This is a genomic window from Pseudomonas sp. FP818, from assembly GCF_030687335.1.
Classification (GTDB): domain Bacteria; phylum Pseudomonadota; class Gammaproteobacteria; order Pseudomonadales; family Pseudomonadaceae; genus Aquipseudomonas; species Aquipseudomonas shahriarae.
On record NZ_CP117427.1, the window covers coordinates 3,464,703 to 3,483,398 of the forward strand.

Below are 18,696 nucleotides of genomic sequence, written 5' to 3' on the forward strand. Positions count from 1 at the left end.
CCATTGCGGGCCCGATAGAAAGCTAACCGCAGTGCCGCACGATCTGACGCCCCGACTGGTTCGGGGCGTTTTTTTTGCCTGGGCGAAAGGTTACTGCCCCCCTCCCGAAACCCGATGTGGGAGCTGGCCTGCCTGCGGTAGCGGCGTTTCAGCCACCCATTTGCCTAATGCCCCACCGCCATCGCGGCGATGCGGCGATCCGAAAAGCCCGACTCCCACAGAAACCGAGTCAAAACGACTTTTTGAGCAAAACCTTGATCCAGAGCGGTATTGGCTTAGGAAAAATCAGTTAAAAGTTGCGCGCTGGCAACTTGCGCCATACGGGCAAGTAACAACAACTTTCCCCGCGACGCACTCAACACCCGCTTAAAACTCTCGCAAACAATATTCATTATCATTTAGAGCAATAAAACTTCGTTACACCCTAAACAAAACACAATTGATTAAAATCAAGCTAATGCCCGCAGCGTCTGGGCTACAGCCCCACAAAGGTGCACTATGTCCTTATTTCAGCGAATAATTTAGCCACAGGAATTTTACTTGCTAGGTGTTTAGCCATAAAATCACCGCGATTGATTGCGCTGCGACATATCGTCACTGCGTCGTTACTTTTTCGAGCTCAGAGACCTTTGCTCTCTGTTAAGGATTTCCAGCATGACCGAAGCGACAGGACTCATGGCCCACAACTGGGGCTTTGCCATTTTCCTCCTCGGTGTTGTCGGCCTCTGCGCCTTCATGCTCGGTGTTTCCAGCCTCCTCGGGTCAAAAGCCTGGGGCCGCAGCAAAAACGAACCGTTCGAGTCCGGCATGCTACCTACAGGTGGCGCCCGCTTGCGGCTCTCAGCCAAATTCTATCTGGTCGCGATGCTGTTCGTGATCTTCGATATCGAAGCCCTCTTTCTCTTTGCCTGGTCTGTGTCCGTCCGCGAAAGCGGCTGGACCGGATTCGTCGAAGCTCTCGTTTTCATAGCAATTCTGTTGGCAGGTCTTGTCTACCTGTTCCGAGTGGGCGCCCTTGACTGGGCTCCGGAAGCTCGTCGCAAGCGGCAAGCGAAGCTGAAACAATGAGGCTTTGGCGATGCAATACAATCTCACCAGGATCGACCCGGATGCTCCTAACGATCAGTACCCCATCGGCGAGCGGGAAACCGTCTCCGATCCGTTAGAAGACCAAGTCCACAAAAACATCTACATGGGCAAGCTGGAAGACGTGCTGAGTGGCGCGGTCAACTGGGGGCGTAAGAACTCCCTGTGGCCGTACAACTTCGGCCTTTCGTGCTGCTACGTGGAAATGACCACCGCCTTCACGGCGCCCCACGACATCGCGCGCTTTGGCGCCGAGGTTATCCGGGCATCGCCGCGTCAGGCGGATTTCATGGTTATCGCCGGTACCTGCTTTATCAAGATGGCGCCGATCATCCAGCGTCTCTACGAGCAGATGCTCGAGCCGAAGTGGGTTATCTCCATGGGTTCGTGCGCCAACTCCGGTGGCATGTACGACATCTACTCCGTGGTTCAGGGGGTCGACAAGTTCCTGCCCGTGGACGTCTACGTGCCTGGCTGCCCGCCCCGCCCTGAAGCTTTCCTGCAAGGCTTGATGCTGCTGCAGGAGTCGATTGGCAAGGAGCGTCGCCCACTGTCCTGGGTTGTCGGCGATCAAGGCGTGTACCGCGCCGAGATGCCGTCACAAAAGGAACAGCGCCGCGAACAGCGAATCGCAGTCACCAACCTGCGCAGCCCCGACGAAGTCTGATCCAGAACCGCTTCTTTTATAGAACGAAAACCTGGCTTCATTCTTTACGTTGACCGAAAGCGATAAAAAACCATGACTACAGGCAGTGCTCTGTACATCCCGCCTTATAAGGCAGACGACCAGGATGTGGTCGTCGAACTCAATAACCGTTTTGGCCCTGACGCCTTCACTGCCCAGGCCACACGCACCGGTATGCCGGTGCTGTGGGTGGCGCGTGCCAAGCTCGTCGAAGTCCTGACCTTCCTGCGCAACCTGCCCAAGCCGTACGTCATGCTCTATGACCTGCATGGCGTGGACGAGCGTCTGCGCACCAAGCGCCAGGGGCTGCCGAGCGGCGCTGATTTCACCGTGTTCTATCACCTGATGTCGCTGGAACGTAACAGCGACGTGATGATCAAGGTCGCCCTGTCGGAAAGCGACCTGAGCATCCCGACCGTGACCGGTATCTGGCCGAACGCCAGCTGGTACGAACGCGAAGTCTGGGACATGTTCGGCATCGACTTCCCGGGCCACCCGCACTTGACGCGCATCATGATGCCGCCAACCTGGGAAGGTCACCCGCTGCGCAAGGACTTCCCTGCCCGCGCCACCGAATTCGATCCGTTCAGCCTCAACCTGGCCAAGCAACAGCTTGAAGAAGAAGCGGCACGCTTCCGTCCGGAAGACTGGGGCATGAAACGCTCCGGCACCAACGAGGACTACATGTTCCTCAACCTGGGCCCGAACCACCCTTCGGCCCACGGTGCCTTCCGCATCATCCTGCAACTGGACGGCGAAGAAATCGTCGACTGCGTACCGGACATCGGCTACCACCACCGTGGTGCCGAGAAAATGGCCGAACGCCAGTCCTGGCACAGCTTCATCCCGTACACCGACCGTATCGACTACCTCGGCGGCGTGATGAACAACCTGCCGTACGTGCTCTCGGTCGAGAAGCTGGCCGGGATCAAGGTTCCGGACCGCGTCGACACCATCCGCATCATGATGGCCGAGTTCTTCCGGATCACCAGCCACCTGCTGTTCCTGGGTACCTATATCCAGGACGTCGGCGCCATGACCCCGGTGTTCTTCACCTTCACCGACCGTCAGCGTGCGTACAAGGTCATCGAAGCCATCACCGGCTTCCGCCTGCACCCGGCCTGGTACCGCATCGGCGGTGTGGCCCACGACCTGCCGAACGGCTGGGAGCGCCTGGTCAAGGAATTCATCGACTGGATGCCCAAGCGTCTGGACGAGTACCAAAAGGCTGCGCTGGATAACAGCATCCTCAAGGGCCGGACCATCGGCGTCGCCCAGTACAACACCAAGGAGGCCCTGGAGTGGGGTGTCACCGGTGCTGGCCTGCGTTCGACCGGTTGCGATTTCGACCTGCGCAAGGCGCGCCCGTACTCCGGCTACGAGAACTTCGAGTTCGAAGTCCCGCTGGCGGCCAACGGCGATGCCTACGACCGTTGCATCGTGCGCGTCGAAGAAATGCGCCAGAGCCTGAAAATCATCGAGCAGTGCATGCGCAACATGCCGGCCGGCCCGTACAAGGCGGATCACCCGCTGACCACGCCGCCGCCTAAAGAGCGCACCCTGCAGCACATCGAAACCCTGATCACGCACTTCCTGCAAGTCTCGTGGGGCCCGGTCATGCCGGCCAACGAGTCCTTCCAGATGATTGAAGCGACCAAGGGTATCAACAGTTATTACCTGACGAGCGATGGCGGCACCATGAGCTACCGCACCCGGATTCGTACCCCAAGCTTTGCCCACTTGCAGCAGATCCCTTCGGTGATCAAAGGCGAGATGGTCGCGGACTTGATTGCGTACCTGGGTAGTATCGATTTCGTTATGGCCGACGTGGACCGCTAAGCATGAACAGCACGCTTATCCAGACAGACCGTTTCACCTTGAGTGAAACCGAGCGCTCGGCCATCGAGCACGAGCTGCATCACTACGAAGACCCGCGCGCGGCGTCTATCGAAGCCTTGAAGATCGTCCAGAAGGAACGTGGCTGGGTGCCCGATGGTGCCCTCTACGCCATCGGCGAGATCCTCGGCATCCCGGCCAGCGATGTGGAAGGCGTGGCGACGTTCTACAGCCAGATCTTCCGCCAGCCGGTCGGCCGCCACATCATTCGCGTGTGCGACAGCATGGTCTGCTACATCGGTGGCCACGAGTCGGTGGTCGACGCGATCCAGAGCAAGCTGGGCATCGGCCTGGGCCAAACCACTGCAGACGGTCGCTTCACGCTGCTGCCGGTGTGCTGCCTGGGCAACTGTGACAAGGCGCCGGCGTTGATGATCGACGACGACACATTCGGCGACGTCCAGGCTGCTGGCGTCACCCAATTGCTCGAGGGCTACCCATGACCCTGACTTCCTTTGGTCCCGCCAACCTGATCAAGCGTTCGGCCGAGACTCACCCGCTGACCTGGCGCCTGCGTGACGACGGCGAGGCGGTATGGCTTGACGAGTACCAGGCCAAGAACGGTTACGCCGCAGCGCGCAAAGCCTTTGCCGACATGGCCCAGGACGATATCGTCCAGACCGTGAAGGACGCAGGCCTTAAAGGTCGCGGTGGTGCAGGCTTCCCCACGGGTGTGAAGTGGGGCCTGATGCCTAAAGACGAATCCATCAACATCCGTTACCTGCTGTGCAACGCGGATGAGATGGAGCCCAACACCTGGAAAGACCGCATGCTGATGGAGCAACTGCCCCATCTGCTGATCGAAGGCATGCTGATCAGTGCCCGTGCGCTGAAAACCTACCGGGGCTACATCTTCCTGCGTGGCGAATACACCACCGCCGCCAAGCACCTGAACCGTGCCGTGGCCGAAGCCAAGGCCGCAGGCCTGTTGGGCAAGAACATCCTCGGTTCGGGTTTTGACTTCGAACTGTTCGTGCATACCGGCGCCGGGCGTTATATCTGCGGTGAAGAAACCGCCCTGATCAACTCCCTCGAAGGCCGCCGCGCCAACCCACGCTCCAAGCCGCCCTTCCCTGCCGCCGTTGGCGTGTGGGGCAAGCCTACGTGCGTGAACAACGTCGAGACCCTGTGCAACGTGCCGGCGATCATCGCCGACGGCGTGGACTGGTACAAATCCCTGGCCCGCGAAGGCAGCGAAGACATGGGCACCAAGCTCATGGGCTTCTCCGGCAAGGTCAAGAACCCTGGCCTGTGGGAACTGCCATTCGGCGTGACCGCCCGTGAGCTGTTCGAGGACTACGCCGGCGGCATGCGCGACGGCTACACCCTCAAGGCCTGGCAGCCAGGCGGCGCCGGCACCGGTTTCCTGTTGCCCGAGCACCTCGACGCACAGATGTATGCCGGCGGCATCGGCAAGGTGGGCACCCGGATGGGTACCGGCCTGGCGATGGCGGTGGACAACACCGTGAACATGGTCTCGCTGCTGCGCAACATGGAGCAGTTCTTCGCTCGCGAATCCTGTGGCTTCTGCACCCCGTGCCGCGATGGCTTGCCATGGAGCGTCAAGCTCCTGATGGCGATCGAGAAAGGCGAAGGCCAGCCGGGGGATATCGAGACCCTGCTGGGCCTCGTGGGTTTCCTCGGCCCGGGCAAGACCTTCTGTGCTCACGCACCGGGCGCCGTGGAGCCACTGGGCAGCGCAATCAAGTACTTCCGCTCGGAGTTCGAAGCCGGCATCGCGCCCAAAAGCGCCGCCGTCCCGCCTCTGGCAAAGCCGATCGTAGTCGGCGCGTAACGCTTCAATAGGCGAAGGGTCCGTGCCCTTCGCCTTGTCATGTGCTGACGCCTTGAAGGCTGTGTTGATGCACATGAATAACAAGATTCCATTAGCCACGCCCGCTGACAACGGGCCAACGAAGAACTTTGAACCATGGCCACTATCCACGTAGACGGCAAAGCGCTCGAAGTCGATGGGGCGGACAACCTGTTACAGGCGTGTCTGTCACTAGGCCTCGACATCCCTTATTTCTGCTGGCACCCCGCGCTTGGTAGCGTCGGTGCCTGTCGCCAGTGTGCGGTCAAGCAGTACACCGACGAAAACGACACCCGTGGTCGTATCGTTATGTCCTGCATGACGCCGGCCACCGACAACACCTGGATTTCCATCGACGATGATGAATCCAAGGCGTTCCGCGCCAGCGTTGTCGAATGGCTGATGACCAACCACCCCCACGACTGCCCGGTCTGTGAGGAAGGCGGTCACTGCCACCTGCAAGATATGACGGTGATGACCGGCCACAACGAGCGCCGTTATCGCTTCACCAAGCGTACCCACCAGAACCAGGACCTCGGCCCGTTCATTTCCCACGAAATGAACCGCTGCATCGCCTGCTATCGCTGTGTGCGCTTCTATAAAGACTACGCCGGCGGCACCGACCTGGGCGTATTCGGCGCCCACGACAACGTGTACTTCGGTCGCGTTGAAGACGGCGTGCTCGAAAGCGAGTTCTCCGGCAACCTCACCGAGGTCTGCCCGACCGGTGTGTTTACCGACAAGACCCACTCCGAGCGCTACAACCGCAAGTGGGACATGCAGTTCTCGCCGAGCATCTGCCATGGCTGCTCCAGCGGTTGCAACATCTCCCCGGGCGAGCGCTATGGCGAACTGCGTCGCATCGAAAACCGCTTCAACGGTTCGGTCAACCAGTACTTCCTGTGCGACCGTGGCCGTTTCGGCTATGGCTACGTCAACCGCGAAGACCGCCCTCGCCAGCCATTGCTGGCCGATGGCGCCAAGCTGAGCCTGGACGCGGCGCTGGATAAAGCCGCTGACCTGCTGCGCGGGCGCAACATCGTGGGTATCGGTTCGCCACGCGCCAGCCTCGAAAGCAACTACGCGTTGCGCGAGCTGGTAGGCGCCGAGCACTTCTACAGCGGTATCGAAGCCGGTGAGCTGGAGCGCATTCGCCTGGTCCTGCAAGTGCTCAATGACAGCCCGCTGCCAGTACCGAACATGCGCGACATCGAAGACCACGACGCGACTTTCGTGCTCGGTGAAGACCTGACCCAGACCGCCGCACGTATCGCCCTGTCGCTGCGCCAGTCGGTCAAAGGCAAGGCCGAAGAAATGGCCGACGCCATGCGCGTCCAGCCGTGGCTCGACGCCGCGGTGAAAAACATCGGCCAGCACGCGCTGAACCCGCTGTTTATCGCCAGCCTGGCTGAAACCAAGCTCGACGATATCGCCGAAGAATGCGTACACGCAGCGCCCGACGACCTGGCTCGCATCGGTTTCGCCGTGGCCCACGCCCTCGACGCCAGCGCCCCTGCCGTCGAAGGCCTGGACGCAGAAGCTGCAGCCCTGGCCCAGCGCATCGCCGATGCCCTGCTGGCGGCCAAGCGTCCACTGATCATTGCCGGTACCTCGCTGGGTTCCAAGGCGCTGATCGAGGCCGCCGCCAACATCGCCAAAGCCTTGAAGCTGCGCGAGAAGAACGGCTCCATCAGCCTGGTCGTGCCGGAAGCCAACAGCCTTGGCCTGGCCATGCTCGGTGGCGAGTCCCTGGACAGTGCCCTGCAAGCCGTGATCGACGGCACTGCGGACGCCATCGTGGTACTGGAAAACGACCTGTACACCCGCACCGATGCGACCAAGGTCGATGCCGCGCTGAATGCTGCCAAAGTGCTGATCGTCGCCGATCACCAGAAGACCGCCACCAGCGACCGCGCCCACCTGGTGCTGCCAGCCGCCACCTTCGCCGAAGGCGACGGGACCCTGGTCAGCCAGGAAGGCCGCGCCCAGCGCTTCTTCCAGGTGTTCGATCCAAAGTACATGGACGCCAGCATCCTGGTTCACGAAGGCTGGCGCTGGCTGCATGCCCTGCGCGCAACCCTGCTGAACCAGCCGATCGACTGGACCCAGCTCGACCACGTCACCGCAGCCGTCGCCGCGAGCGCACCGCAGTTGGCGCGTATCGTCGATGCCGCACCGTCCGCCGCGTTCCGCATCAAGGGCATGAAGCTGGCCCGTGAACCGCTGCGTTACTCCGGGCGTACCGCCATGCGCGCTGATATCAGCGTGCACGAACCGCGTACCCCGCAAGACAACGACACCGCGTTCGCCTTCTCCATGGAAGGCTACTCGGGTTCGGTCGAGCCCCGTCAGCAGGTGCCATTTGCCTGGTCGCCGGGCTGGAACTCGCCGCAGGCCTGGAACAAGTTCCAGGACGAAGTCGGTGGTCATATCCGCGCTGGCGACCCAGGCACCCGCCTGATCGAAAGCACCGGCGATTCGCTGAACTGGTTCGCTGCAGTACCGCGTCCGTTCAACCCGGCCCAGGGCACCTGGCAGGTTGTGCCGTTCTTCCACCTGTTCGGCAGCGAAGAGACCTCTTCCAAAGCCGCACCGGTGCAAGAGCGCATTCCACAAGCCTACGTGTCCGTGGCCAAGTCCGAAGCCGATCGCCTGGGCGTCAACGACGGTGCCCTGCTCAGCGTGAACGTAGCCGGCCAGACCCTGCGTCTGCCGCTGCGCATCAACGACGAGCTGGGTGCTGGCCTGGTTGCACTGCCAAAAGGCCTCGCCGGGATTCCTCCTGCGATCTTTGGCCAAACCGTTGACGGTCTGCAGGAGGCAGCGCAATGATCTGGTTCACCCCTGAAGTGATCGACGTGATCATCTCGGTCGTCAAGGCCATCGTGATCCTGTTGGCCGTGGTCGTCGCGGGCGCCCTGCTCAGCTTCGTCGAACGTCGCCTGCTGGGCTGGTGGCAGGACCGTTACGGTCCGAACCGCGTTGGCCCATTTGGTATGTTCCAGATCGCTGCCGACATGCTGAAAATGTTCTTCAAGGAAGACTGGACCCCGCCGTTTGCCGACAAGGTGATCTTCACCCTGGCACCGGTCGTGGCCATGAGCGCCTTGCTGATCGCCTTCGCGATCATCCCGATCACCCCGACCTGGGGCGTGGCGGACCTGAACATCGGCTTGCTGTTCTTCTTCGCCATGGCCGGTCTGTCGGTCTACGCGGTGCTGTTCGCCGGCTGGGCCAGTAACAACAAGTTCGCCCTGCTGGGCAGCTTGCGGGCCTCGGCCCAGACTGTGTCCTACGAAGTGTTCATGGGCCTGGCGCTGATGGGCATCGTGGTGCAGGTGGGCTCGTTCAACATGCGCGACATCGTCGAGTACCAGGCACAGAACCTGTGGTTCATCATTCCGCAGTTCTTCGGCTTCTGTACCTTCTTCATCGCTGGCGTGGCCGTGACTCACCGTCACCCTTTCGACCAGCCCGAAGCGGAACAGGAACTGGCCGACGGTTACCACATTGAATATGCCGGCATGAAATGGGGCATGTTCTTCGTCGGTGAGTACATCGGCATCATCTTGATCTCGGCCCTGCTGGTCACGCTGTTCTTCGGCGGCTGGCACGGTCCGTTCGGCATCCTGCCGCAGTTGGCGTTCTTCTGGTTCTTCCTCAAGACCGCGTTCTTCATCATGTTGTTTATCCTGCTGCGCGCTTCCATTCCGCGTCCACGATACGACCAGGTGATGGATTTCAGCTGGCGCTTCTGCCTGCCGCTGACCCTGATCAATTTGCTGGTGACTGCTGCCGTTGTGTTGTTGAACACGCCAGCGGGCGCGGTTCAGTGAGGATTTGACCCATGTTCAAATATATTGGCGACATCGTTAAGGGTACCGGTACCCAGTTGCGAAGCCTGGTGATGGTTTTCGGCCATGGCTTTCGCAAACGCGACACCCTGCAATACCCGGAAGAAGCGGTGTACCTGCCGCCGCGTTATCGCGGCCGTATCGTACTGACCCGCGACCCTGATGGCGAAGAGCGTTGCGTAGCCTGCAACCTGTGCGCCGTGGCGTGCCCGGTTGGCTGTATCTCCCTGCAGAAAGCTGAAACCGAAGACGGTCGCTGGTACCCGGACTTCTTCCGCATCAACTTCTCGCGCTGCATTTTCTGCGGCCTCTGCGAGGAAGCTTGCCCGACCACCGCAATCCAGCTGACACCGGATTTCGAGATGGCCGAGTTCAAACGTCAGGACCTGGTGTACGAGAAAGAAGATCTGTTGATCTCTGGTCCCGGTAAAAACCCTGATTACAACTTCTATCGTGTTGCAGGTATGGCCGTTGCCGGTAAGCCCAAGGGCGCCGCACAAAACGAAGCCGAGCCGATCAACGTGAAGAGCTTGCTGCCTTAAGGAAGAAAGATGGAATTCGCTTTCTATTTCGCATCGGGTATTGCAGTGGTGTCCACGCTTCGCGTGATCACCAACACCAACCCCGTGCACGCCCTGCTCTACCTGATCATTTCGCTGATCGCCGTGGCCATGACCTTTTTCAGCCTCGGCGCACCGTTTGCCGGTGTCCTGGAAGTGATCGCCTACGCTGGCGCCATCATGGTGCTTTTCGTGTTTGTGGTGATGATGCTCAACCTGGGGCCGGCTTCGGTCGCCCAGGAGCGCGTCTGGCTCAAGCCCGGCATCTGGCTTGGCCCGGTGATCCTGGCGGCGCTGCTGCTGGCTGAACTGCTGTATGTACTGTTCGCTCACCAGAGCGGCCAGGCCATCGGCCACACCACCGTAGACGCCAAGGCCGTGGGCATCAGCCTGTTCGGCCCGTACCTGCTGGTGGTCGAACTGGCTTCGATGCTGCTGCTCGCTGCAGCCATCACTGCCTTCCACTTGGGCCGCAACGAAGCCAAGGAGCAATGACGATGCCTGCTATCCCTTTGGAGCATGGTCTGGCGGTCGCCGGCATCCTGTTCTGCCTTGGCCTGGTCGGCCTGATGGTTCGCCGTAACATTCTGTTCGTGTTGATGAGCCTGGAAATCATGATGAACGCTGCTGCACTGGCCTTCATCGTGGCGGGTGCGCGTTGGGGCCAGCCGGATGGGCAAGTGATGTTCATCCTGGTGATCAGCCTGGCAGCCGCCGAGGCCAGTATTGGCCTGGCGATCCTGCTGCAACTGTATCGTCGCTTCCACACGCTTGATATCGACGCTGCCAGTGAGATGCGCGGATGAACATGATCTTTCTGACTTTCGTATTTCCCCTGATCGGTTTCCTGCTGCTGTCGTTCTCCCGTGGACGCTGGTCGGAAAACCTCTCGGCCCTGGTCGGCGTGGGTTCCATTGGCCTGTCGGCGATTGTCGCCGCCTACGTCATCTGGCAATTCAACGTTGCGCCACCAGAAGCGGGTCACTACACCCTGGTGCTGTGGCAGTGGATGGCGGTCGAAGGCTTCAAGCCTGACTTCGCCCTCTACGTCGACGGCCTGTCGATCACCATGCTCGGCGTGGTGGTGGGCGTGGGCTTCCTGATCCACCTGTTCGCGTCCTGGTACATGCGCGGTGAGGCCGGTTACTCGCGCTTCTTCGCCTACACCAACCTGTTTATCGCCAGCATGCTGTTCCTGGTGCTGGGCGATAACCTGTTGTTCCTGTACTTCGGCTGGGAAGGCGTGGGCCTGTGCTCGTACCTGTTGATCGGTTTCTACTACAGCAACCGCAACAACGGTAACGCGGCACTCAAGGCGTTTGTCGTGACCCGGATCGGCGACGTGTTCATGGCCATCGGCCTGTTCATCCTGTTCCAACAGGTGGGCACGCTGAATATCCAGGAACTGCTGGTGCTGGCACCGCAGAAATTCCAGGTCGGCGACTTCTGGATCACCCTGGCGACCCTGATGCTGCTGGGCGGCGCTGTCGGTAAGTCGGCACAACTGCCACTGCAAACCTGGCTGGCAGACGCCATGGCCGGTCCTACCCCGGTTTCGGCACTGATCCACGCCGCCACCATGGTGACCGCCGGTGTCTACCTGATCGCCCGTACCCACGGCCTGTTCACCCTGGCGCCGGAAATCCTGCACCTGGTGGGCCTGGTGGGTGGCGTGACCCTGGTGCTGGCCGGCTTCGCCGCGCTGGTGCAGACCGACATCAAGCGGATCCTCGCTTACTCGACCATGAGCCAGATCGGCTACATGTTCCTGGCCCTGGGCGTCGGCGCCTGGGACGGCGCGATCTTCCACCTGATGACCCACGCCTTCTTCAAGGCCCTGCTGTTCCTCGCGTCCGGTGCGGTGATCGTTGCCTGCCACCACGAGCAGAACATCTTCAAGATGGGCGGCCTGTGGAAGAAACTGCCGTTGGCCTACGCCAGCTTCATCGTCGGCGGCGCGGCGCTTGCAGCCCTGCCACTGGTGACCGCAGGTTTCTACTCCAAAGACGAAATCCTCTGGGAAGCCTTTGCCAGCGGTAACCAAGGCCTGCTGTACGCCGGTCTGGTTGGCGCATTCATGACCTCGCTGTACACCTTCCGCCTGATCTTCATCACGTTCCACGGTGAAGCCAAGACCGAAGCCCACGCAGGTCACGGCATTTCCCACTGGCTGCCACTGTCGGTGCTGATCATCCTGTCGACCTTCGTCGGCGCCATGATCACCCCGCCACTGGCTGGCGTACTGCCACAAAGCGTCGGGCATGCCGGCGGCGACGCCAAGCACAGCCTGGAAATCGCCTCGGGCGCCATCGCCATCGCCGGTATCCTGCTGGCGGCCATGTTGTTCCTCGGCAAGCGTCGCTTCGTCACTGCCGTGGCCAACAGTGGCATTGGCCGCTTCCTTTCGGCCTGGTGGTTCGCTGCCTGGGGCTTCGACTGGATCTACGACAAACTGTTCGTCAAGCCTTACCTTGCGATCAGCCATGTACTGCGCAAAGACCCGCTCGACCAGACCATTGGTTTGATCCCGCGTGCCGCCAAGGCCGGTCACACCGCCCTGAGCCGCACCGAGACCGGCCAATTGCGTTGGTATGCAGCTTCCATGGCGGCCGGTGCCGTGCTGGTGATCGGCGCCATCGTAGTGGTAGCGGTCTGATATGAACTTTGCGAACTTGCGAAAGGAAACGAGCCCGTCATGATTCTGCCCTGGCTAATCCTGATCCCTTTTATCGGCGGCCTGCTCTGCTGGATGGGCGAGCGCTTCGGCGCTACCCTGCCCCGCTGGATTGCGTTGCTGACCATGTCCCTGGAACTCGCACTCGGCCTCTGGCTGTGGGCCCATGGCGACTATTCATTTGCTCCGGCACCGGGTGTCGATCCAACCTTCGCGCTTGAATTCAAGCACGTCTGGATCGAACGCTTCGGCATCAACGTGCACCTGGCCCTCGATGGCCTGTCGCTGTTGATGATCCTGCTGACCGGCCTGCTGGGTATCCTCTCGGTACTCTGCTCCTGGAAAGAAATCGAGCGTCACGTGGGCTTCTTCCACCTGAACCTGATGTGGATCCTGGGCGGCGTTGTCGGCGTGTTCCTTGCGCTGGACCTGTTCATGTTCTTCTTCTTCTGGGAAATGATGCTGGTGCCGATGTACTTCCTCATCGCGCTCTGGGGTCACAGTTCTTCGGACGGCAAGAAAACCCGGATCTACGCGGCGACCAAGTTCTTCATCTTCACCCAGGCTTCCGGCCTGATCATGTTGGTGGCGATCCTGGGCCTGGTCCTGGTCAACTTCAACAACACCGGCGTGATTACCTTCAACTACGCCGACCTGTTGAAAACCAAGATGTCGATGACCACCGAGTACATTCTCATGCTCGGTTTCTTCATCGCCTTCGCGGTGAAGCTGCCAGTGGTACCGTTCCACTCCTGGTTGCCTGACGCTCACGCCCAGGCACCCACCGCAGGTTCCGTGGACCTGGCCGGTATCCTGTTGAAGACGGCGGCCTACGGCCTGCTGCGTTTCGCCCTGCCGCTGTTCCCGAATGCTTCGGCCGAGTTCGCGCCGATTGCCATGACCCTGGGTCTGATCGGGATCTTCTACGGCGCGTTCCTGGCCTTCGCACAAACCGACATCAAGCGTCTGATTGCCTTCTCGTCCGTTTCCCACATGGGTTTCGTACTGATCGGCATCTACTCCGGCAGCCAGCTGGCGTTGCAAGGCGCGGTGATCCAGATGCTGGCTCACGGTGTTTCGGCAGCCGCACTGTTTATCCTCAGTGGCCAACTGTACGAGCGCCTGCACACCCGTGACATGCGTGAAATGGGCGGCATCTGGTCGCGTATCGCCTACCTGCCGGCGATCAGCCTGTTCTTTGCCGCCGCCTCCCTGGGCTTGCCGGGCACCGGTAACTTTGTCGGCGAGTTCCTGATCCTGATGGGCAGCTTCGTCAGTGCGCCGTGGATCACCGCGATTGCCACCTCCGGCCTGGTGTTCGGTTCGGTCTACTCGCTGATCATGATCCACCGCGCCTACTTCGGCCCGACCAAGTCGGACGCTGTCCTCAAAGGGATGGATGCTCGCGAACTGATCATGGTGCTCGGCCTTGCGGCATTGCTGGTGTATATCGGCGTGTATCCGCAACCGTTCCTCGACACCTCTGCCGCCACGATGCATGGCGTGCAGCAGTGGTTGAGCACCGCCTTCACTCAACTCGCTTCGGCCCGGTAAGAGCGCTATGGAATTCACGATCCAACACTTTATCGCGCTTGCGCCGCTGCTGATTACCAGCCTCACCATTGTGGTGGTGATGCTGGCAATCGCCTGGCGCCGCAATCACTCACAGACGTTCCTGCTGTCTACCGCAGGCCTTAACCTGGCCTTGCTGTCGATTATCCCGGCCCTCAAGGTCGCCCCACTGGCGGTGACCCCGCTGGTGATGATCGATGACTTCGCGCTGCTGTACACCGCGTTGATCCTGGTTGCGACACTGGCCTGCGTCACCCTCGCCCACGCTTACCTCGGCGAAGGCGGCACCGGCTACCCGGGCAACCGCGAAGAGCTGTACCTGCTGATCCTGCTGGCTGCGGCCGGCGGTATCGTGCTGGTCAGCGCGCAGCACCTGGCCGGTTTGTTCATCGGCCTGGAACTGCTGTCGATCCCGACCTACGGCCTGGTGGCCTACGCCTTCTTCAACAAGCGCTCCCTGGAAGCCGGCATCAAGTACATGGTGCTGTCGGCCGCCGGTTCCGCGTTCCTGTTGTTCGGTATGGCCCTGCTCTACGCCGAAGCCGGTAGCCTGAGCTTCAGCGGTATCGGCCACGCACTGGCCACCACCAGCATGCCTGCGCCGCTTGCCCAACTGGGCCTGGCCATGATGCTGATCGGCCTGGCGTTCAAGCTGTCGCTGGTACCGTTCCACCTGTGGACCCCGGACGTGTACGAAGGCGCCCCGGCGCCGGTAGCCGCGTTCCTGGCTACCGCGTCCAAGGTTGCAGTGTTTGCGGTGATGGTGCGTCTGTTCCAGATCTCCCCTGCCGCCAACACCGGCGTACTGAGCGACGTGCTGACCGTGATCGCCATTGCGTCGATCCTGTTCGGTAACCTGCTGGCCCTGACCCAGAACAACCTCAAGCGTCTGCTGGGTTACTCGTCCATCGCCCACTTCGGCTACCTGCTGATCGCCCTGGTGGCGAGCAAAGGCCTGGCCGTGGAAGCCATCGGCGTGTACCTGGTCACCTACGTGATCACCAGCCTCGGCGCGTTCGGCGTCATCACCCTGATGTCCTCGCCTTACAAAGGTCGGGACGCCGACGCCCTGTACGAATACCGCGGCCTGTTCTGGCGCCGTCCGTACCTGACCGCCGTGCTGACCGTGATGATGCTGTCCCTGGCCGGTATCCCGCTGACCGCCGGCTTTATCGGCAAGTTCTACATCGTCGCGACCGGTGTTGAAGCCCACGAATGGTGGCTGGTAGCCTCCCTGGTAATGGGCAGCGCCATCGGCGTGTTCTACTACCTGCGCGTGATGGTTACCCTGTACCTGATCGAGCCAAACCTGCGCCGTGTGGACGCCGAGCTGCACTGGGAGCAAAAAGCCGGTGGCGTGATGCTGCTGGCCATTGCCCTGCTGGCGTTCTTCCTGGGTGTCTACCCACAACCGTTGCTCACCCTGGTGCAGCATGCGGTGATGGCGGGTTGATCGCTTAGGCTCAAGCAGTAAACAGAACGGCACCCTTGGGTGCCGTTTTGCGTTTCTGGGGGGAGATATGCGGTGCCACCGCTGTCGCCATCGCGGGCAAGCCCGCTCCCACACATGACCGTGTTCTCATGATGAAACCGGATCAATGTGGGAGCGGGCTTGCCCGCGATGGCGGTAGCAGCGACACCACAAAAAACGGCACCTCACGGTGCCGTTGTGCTATCTGCCCTACCTCACTTACGCGCCGCCTCCCACGACTTGAGCAAGTCGGCATAGTTCACGGTTTCACCCTTGGGCTTTTCGTTCGCCAGTTTCGGCTTCGGTGCACCCGGCTGGTCGAACCAGTACTGGGCATCGCGCTCAGGGTTCATCTTCGGCCCGCAGATCGGCTGCACCTTGGAGCGCTCCAGGCGCGTCATGATGGCGTCCTGATCTTTGGCCAGGCCATCCAGCGCCTGTTGTGGGGTTTTCTCGCCGCTGGCGGCTTCCGAGATATGGCTCCACCACAATTGCGCCAGGCGCGGATAATCCGGCACGTTGGTGCCGGTCGGCGTCCATTGCACCCGCGCCGGGCTGCGATAGAACTCCACCAGGCCGCCGAGTTTCGGTGCCAGGTCAGTCATGGCCTGGGAGTTGATGTCCGATTCGCGGATTGGCGTCAGGCCGACGATGGTCTTCTTCAAGGACACGGTTTTCGAGGTGACGAACTGCGCATACAGCCAGGCTGCCAGTTTTTGCTTCTCAGGCGTGGATTTGAGGAAGGTCCAGGAGCCCACGTCCTGATACCCCAGCTTCATACCCTCCTCCCAATACGGACCGCGTGGTGACGGTGCCATGCGCCACTTCGGCGTGCCATCGGCGTTCATCACCGGCAGACCCGGCTTGGTCATATCGGCGGTAAAGGCGGTGTACCAGAAAATCTGCTGCGCGATGTTGCCCTGGGACGGTACCGGCCCGGACTCGGAGAAGGTCATGCCCGCCGCTTCCGGTGGCGCATAGGCGCGCATCCAGTCGACATATTTCTGCGTGGCAAACACGGCGGCCGGGCCGTTGGTATCGCCGCCACGGGTCACGCTGGAACCCACCGGGTGGCAGTCCTCGACCCGAATGCCCCACTCGTCCACCGGCAAGCCGTTGGGCAGGCCCTTGTCGCCGCCCCCAGCCATGGAGAACCAGGCATCGGTAAAGCGCCAGCCCAGGGACGGATCCTTCTTGCCGTAGTCCATATGGCCATACACGCGCTTGCCGTCGATTTCCTTGACGTCTTCGCTGAAGAACTTGGCGATATCTTCATAGGCCGACCAGTTCACCGGGACGCCCAACTCATAGCCGTACTTTTCCTTGAACTTGGCCTTGAGATCGGCCCGCTCGAACCAGTCGGCGCGGAACCAGTACAAGTTGGCAAATTGCTGGTCGGGCAACTGGTAGATCTTGCCATCCGGCGCAGTGGTAAAGGAGATGCCGATAAAGTCCTTGAGGTCCAGGGTCGGCGAGGTGAAGTCCTTGCCTTCATTGGCCATCAGGTCGGTGATGGATTCGGTCTTGCCATAGCGAAAGTGCGTACCGATCAGGTCGGAATCGTTGACCCAGCCGTCATAGATATTCTTGTCCGACTGCATCTGGGTCTGCAGTTTTTCCACCACATCGCCTTCCTGCAGTAGGTCGTGGGTCAGCTTGATCCCGGTGATTTCACTAAATGCCTTGGCCAGCACCTTGGATTCGTACTCGTGGGTGGTAAGGGTTTCCGACACCACATTGATCTTCATCCCACGAAACGGCTCGGCGGCCTTGATAAACCACTTCAACTCTTCAAGTTGCTGGGCTTCGGTGAGGGTGGACGGTTTGAACTCGCTGCCAATCCATTTTTTCGCGGCATCTTCATAGGCATCAGCCCAGGCCGCAGCACTCAGGCCACTGAGGGCCAAGACAGCGGCCAATGAAATGCTATGTCGCAGCTTATTGTTTTTATCGAACATAGAGACCTCCTGGTTGGGATCAAAAGGGATGCCTGTGGCTATCCCCAACGCATCACAGACAACAGCCACACCACAGACAGCGCGGACGCCACCCAGATGCTCCAGCCGGTTACGCCAATCACCAGCAGATGCAGGTAGGCGCTCCCGAGAAGACCGATAAACAAACGATCACCACGGGTGGTGCTGATCGGTAACAACCCGCGCCGGGGAATGCTCGGCGAACGCAGCTCCCACGTGGTCATGCCCGCCAGCAACAGGGCAATCGCCGCAAAGAACAGTGCAGTCGGGGTGGTCCATGCCATCCATTCCATCATCGTTTCCTCAGACCCGGCCAAGGGCAAAGCCCTTGGCCACATGGTTGCGAACAAACCAGATCACCAGCATGCCCGGCAGGATGGTCAGCACCCCGGCGGCCGCCAACACCCCCCAGTCAATCCCGGACGCTGACACGGTGCGGGTCATCACGGCGGCAATCGGTTTGGCATTCACGGACGTCAGCGTGCGCGCCAGCAACAGTTCGACCCAGGAAAACATAAAGCAGAAAAACGCCGTGACACCGATCCCCGAGCCAATCAGCGGGATAAAGATCTTCACGAAAAACTTCGGAAAACTATAGCCGTCGATATAGGCCGTTTCGTCGATCTCCTTGGGCACCCCCGACATAAAGCCTTCCAGGATCCACACCGCCAGCGGCACGTTGAACAGGCAGTGGGCCAGAGCCACAGCGATATGGGTGTCGAACAGGCCGATGGACGAATACAACTGGAAAAACGGCAACAGGAACACCGCCGGCGGCGCCATGCGGTTGGTCAGCAACCAGAAGAACAGGTGCTTGTCGCCGAGGAAGCGATAGCGCGAAAACGCGTAGGCCGCCGGCAGCGCCACCGCAAGGGAAATCACGGTGTTCAGGCTCACGTAGTACAGCGAGTTCAGATACCCGGTGTACCAACTGGGGTCGGTAAAGATCACCTTGTAGTTGGCCAGGGTGAAATCCTGCGGAAACAGCGTCAGGCCGCCGAGGATTTCGGTGTTGCTCTTGAAGGACATGTTCAGCAGCCAGTAGATCGGCACCAGCAGGAACAGAATGTAGATCAGCAGCGGGATGACCTTGCGCTTGCTCATGTTGG

At 60.7% G+C, this 18,696-nt stretch carries 16 protein-coding genes; 13 read left to right on the plus strand and 3 right to left on the minus strand.

Translation table 11 applies throughout. From position 1 onward, the window contains the following. The first annotated feature begins 654 nt into the window (after nucleotides 1-654). The 13 genes from PSH80_RS15450 to nuoN all read left to right on the plus strand — a co-directional run bounded on the left by PSH80_RS15450 (nucleotide 655) and on the right by nuoN (nucleotide 15,593). Nucleotides 655-1,068, plus strand: a complete 414-nt coding sequence (locus tag PSH80_RS15450; RefSeq protein ID WP_003219575.1) for an NADH-quinone oxidoreductase subunit A — start codon at nucleotides 655-657, stop codon at nucleotides 1,066-1,068. A 10-nt stretch (nucleotides 1,069-1,078) separates the two neighbouring features. Next, a complete protein-coding gene (locus PSH80_RS15455; protein ID WP_012724951.1) occupies nucleotides 1,079-1,753 on the plus strand; it encodes an NADH-quinone oxidoreductase subunit B family protein in 675 nt (224 codons plus the stop codon). 72 nt (nucleotides 1,754-1,825) lie between these two features. Further along, on the plus strand, nucleotides 1,826-3,610 hold the full coding sequence (nuoC, locus tag PSH80_RS15460; RefSeq protein WP_033896875.1) for an NADH-quinone oxidoreductase subunit C/D: 1,785 nt from the start codon (nucleotides 1,826-1,828) through the stop codon (nucleotides 3,608-3,610). 2 nt (nucleotides 3,611-3,612) lie between these two features. Continuing rightward, complete coding sequence (nuoE, locus tag PSH80_RS15465; RefSeq protein ID WP_057441399.1) at nucleotides 3,613-4,110, plus strand: NADH-quinone oxidoreductase subunit NuoE; 498 nt, start codon at nucleotides 3,613-3,615, stop codon at nucleotides 4,108-4,110. Next, nucleotides 4,107-5,462 carry an NADH-quinone oxidoreductase subunit NuoF gene (gene nuoF / locus PSH80_RS15470; RefSeq protein ID WP_057441397.1) on the plus strand — a complete coding sequence of 452 codons (1,356 nt, stop codon included), beginning with the start codon at nucleotides 4,107-4,109 and terminating at the stop codon, nucleotides 5,460-5,462. Before nuoE ends, nuoF begins: the two co-directional genes overlap by 4 nt. A gap of 135 nt (nucleotides 5,463-5,597) precedes the next feature. Further along, entirely contained in the window at nucleotides 5,598-8,312 is a 2,715-nt protein-coding gene (gene nuoG, locus PSH80_RS15475; RefSeq protein WP_128593589.1) for an NADH-quinone oxidoreductase subunit NuoG, read from the plus strand. Further along, nucleotides 8,309-9,316 (plus strand): NADH-quinone oxidoreductase subunit NuoH, encoded by a 1,008-nt coding sequence (gene nuoH, locus PSH80_RS15480; protein WP_198799369.1) that lies wholly within the window; start codon nucleotides 8,309-8,311, stop codon nucleotides 9,314-9,316. Before nuoG ends, nuoH begins: the two co-directional genes overlap by 4 nt. A gap of 11 nt (nucleotides 9,317-9,327) precedes the next feature. Next, nucleotides 9,328-9,876 (plus strand): NADH-quinone oxidoreductase subunit NuoI, encoded by a 549-nt coding sequence (gene nuoI, locus PSH80_RS15485; RefSeq protein WP_003174725.1) that lies wholly within the window; start codon nucleotides 9,328-9,330, stop codon nucleotides 9,874-9,876. A gap of 9 nt (nucleotides 9,877-9,885) precedes the next feature. Continuing rightward, nucleotides 9,886-10,389, plus strand: coding sequence for an NADH-quinone oxidoreductase subunit J (nuoJ, locus tag PSH80_RS15490; protein ID WP_017476146.1), 504 nt, complete (start codon nucleotides 9,886-9,888; stop codon nucleotides 10,387-10,389). Nucleotides 10,390-10,391: 2 nt separating this feature from the next. Beyond that, a complete protein-coding gene (gene nuoK / locus PSH80_RS15495) occupies nucleotides 10,392-10,700 on the plus strand; it encodes an NADH-quinone oxidoreductase subunit NuoK (protein WP_003174727.1) in 309 nt (102 codons plus the stop codon). Further along, a complete protein-coding gene (nuoL, locus tag PSH80_RS15500) occupies nucleotides 10,697-12,550 on the plus strand; it encodes an NADH-quinone oxidoreductase subunit L (protein WP_029293339.1) in 1,854 nt (617 codons plus the stop codon). The genes nuoK and nuoL overlap by 4 nt, the downstream gene beginning before the upstream one ends. Before the next feature lie 39 nt (nucleotides 12,551-12,589). Continuing rightward, the gene (gene nuoM, locus PSH80_RS15505) at nucleotides 12,590-14,122 is read left to right on the plus strand and encodes an NADH-quinone oxidoreductase subunit M (protein WP_057445263.1); all 1,533 of its coding nucleotides are present in this window, start codon (nucleotides 12,590-12,592) and stop codon (nucleotides 14,120-14,122) included. A gap of 7 nt (nucleotides 14,123-14,129) precedes the next feature. Continuing rightward, nucleotides 14,130-15,593 carry an NADH-quinone oxidoreductase subunit NuoN gene (gene nuoN / locus PSH80_RS15510; protein WP_200659675.1) on the plus strand — a complete coding sequence of 488 codons (1,464 nt, stop codon included), beginning with the start codon at nucleotides 14,130-14,132 and terminating at the stop codon, nucleotides 15,591-15,593. A 233-nt stretch (nucleotides 15,594-15,826) separates the two neighbouring features. On the opposite strand, the gene PSH80_RS15515 is transcribed toward nuoN, so the two are convergent. Genes PSH80_RS15515 through PSH80_RS15525 form a run of 3 tightly spaced genes read right to left on the minus strand, consistent with a single transcriptional unit; the run spans nucleotide 15,827 to nucleotide 18,691 of the window. Next, on the minus strand, nucleotides 15,827-17,569 hold the full coding sequence (locus PSH80_RS15515) for an ABC transporter substrate-binding protein (RefSeq protein ID WP_029293329.1): 1,743 nt from the start codon (nucleotides 17,567-17,569) through the stop codon (nucleotides 15,827-15,829). Between the two features lie 38 nt (nucleotides 17,570-17,607). Continuing rightward, the gene (locus PSH80_RS15520) at nucleotides 17,608-17,880 is read right to left on the minus strand and encodes a DUF2160 domain-containing protein (protein ID WP_029293327.1); all 273 of its coding nucleotides are present in this window, start codon (nucleotides 17,878-17,880) and stop codon (nucleotides 17,608-17,610) included. Between the two features lie 10 nt (nucleotides 17,881-17,890). Next, nucleotides 17,891-18,691, minus strand: a complete 801-nt coding sequence (locus PSH80_RS15525; RefSeq protein WP_057960017.1) for a carbohydrate ABC transporter permease — start codon at nucleotides 18,689-18,691, stop codon at nucleotides 17,891-17,893. Between the last annotated feature and the right edge of the window lie 5 nt (nucleotides 18,692-18,696).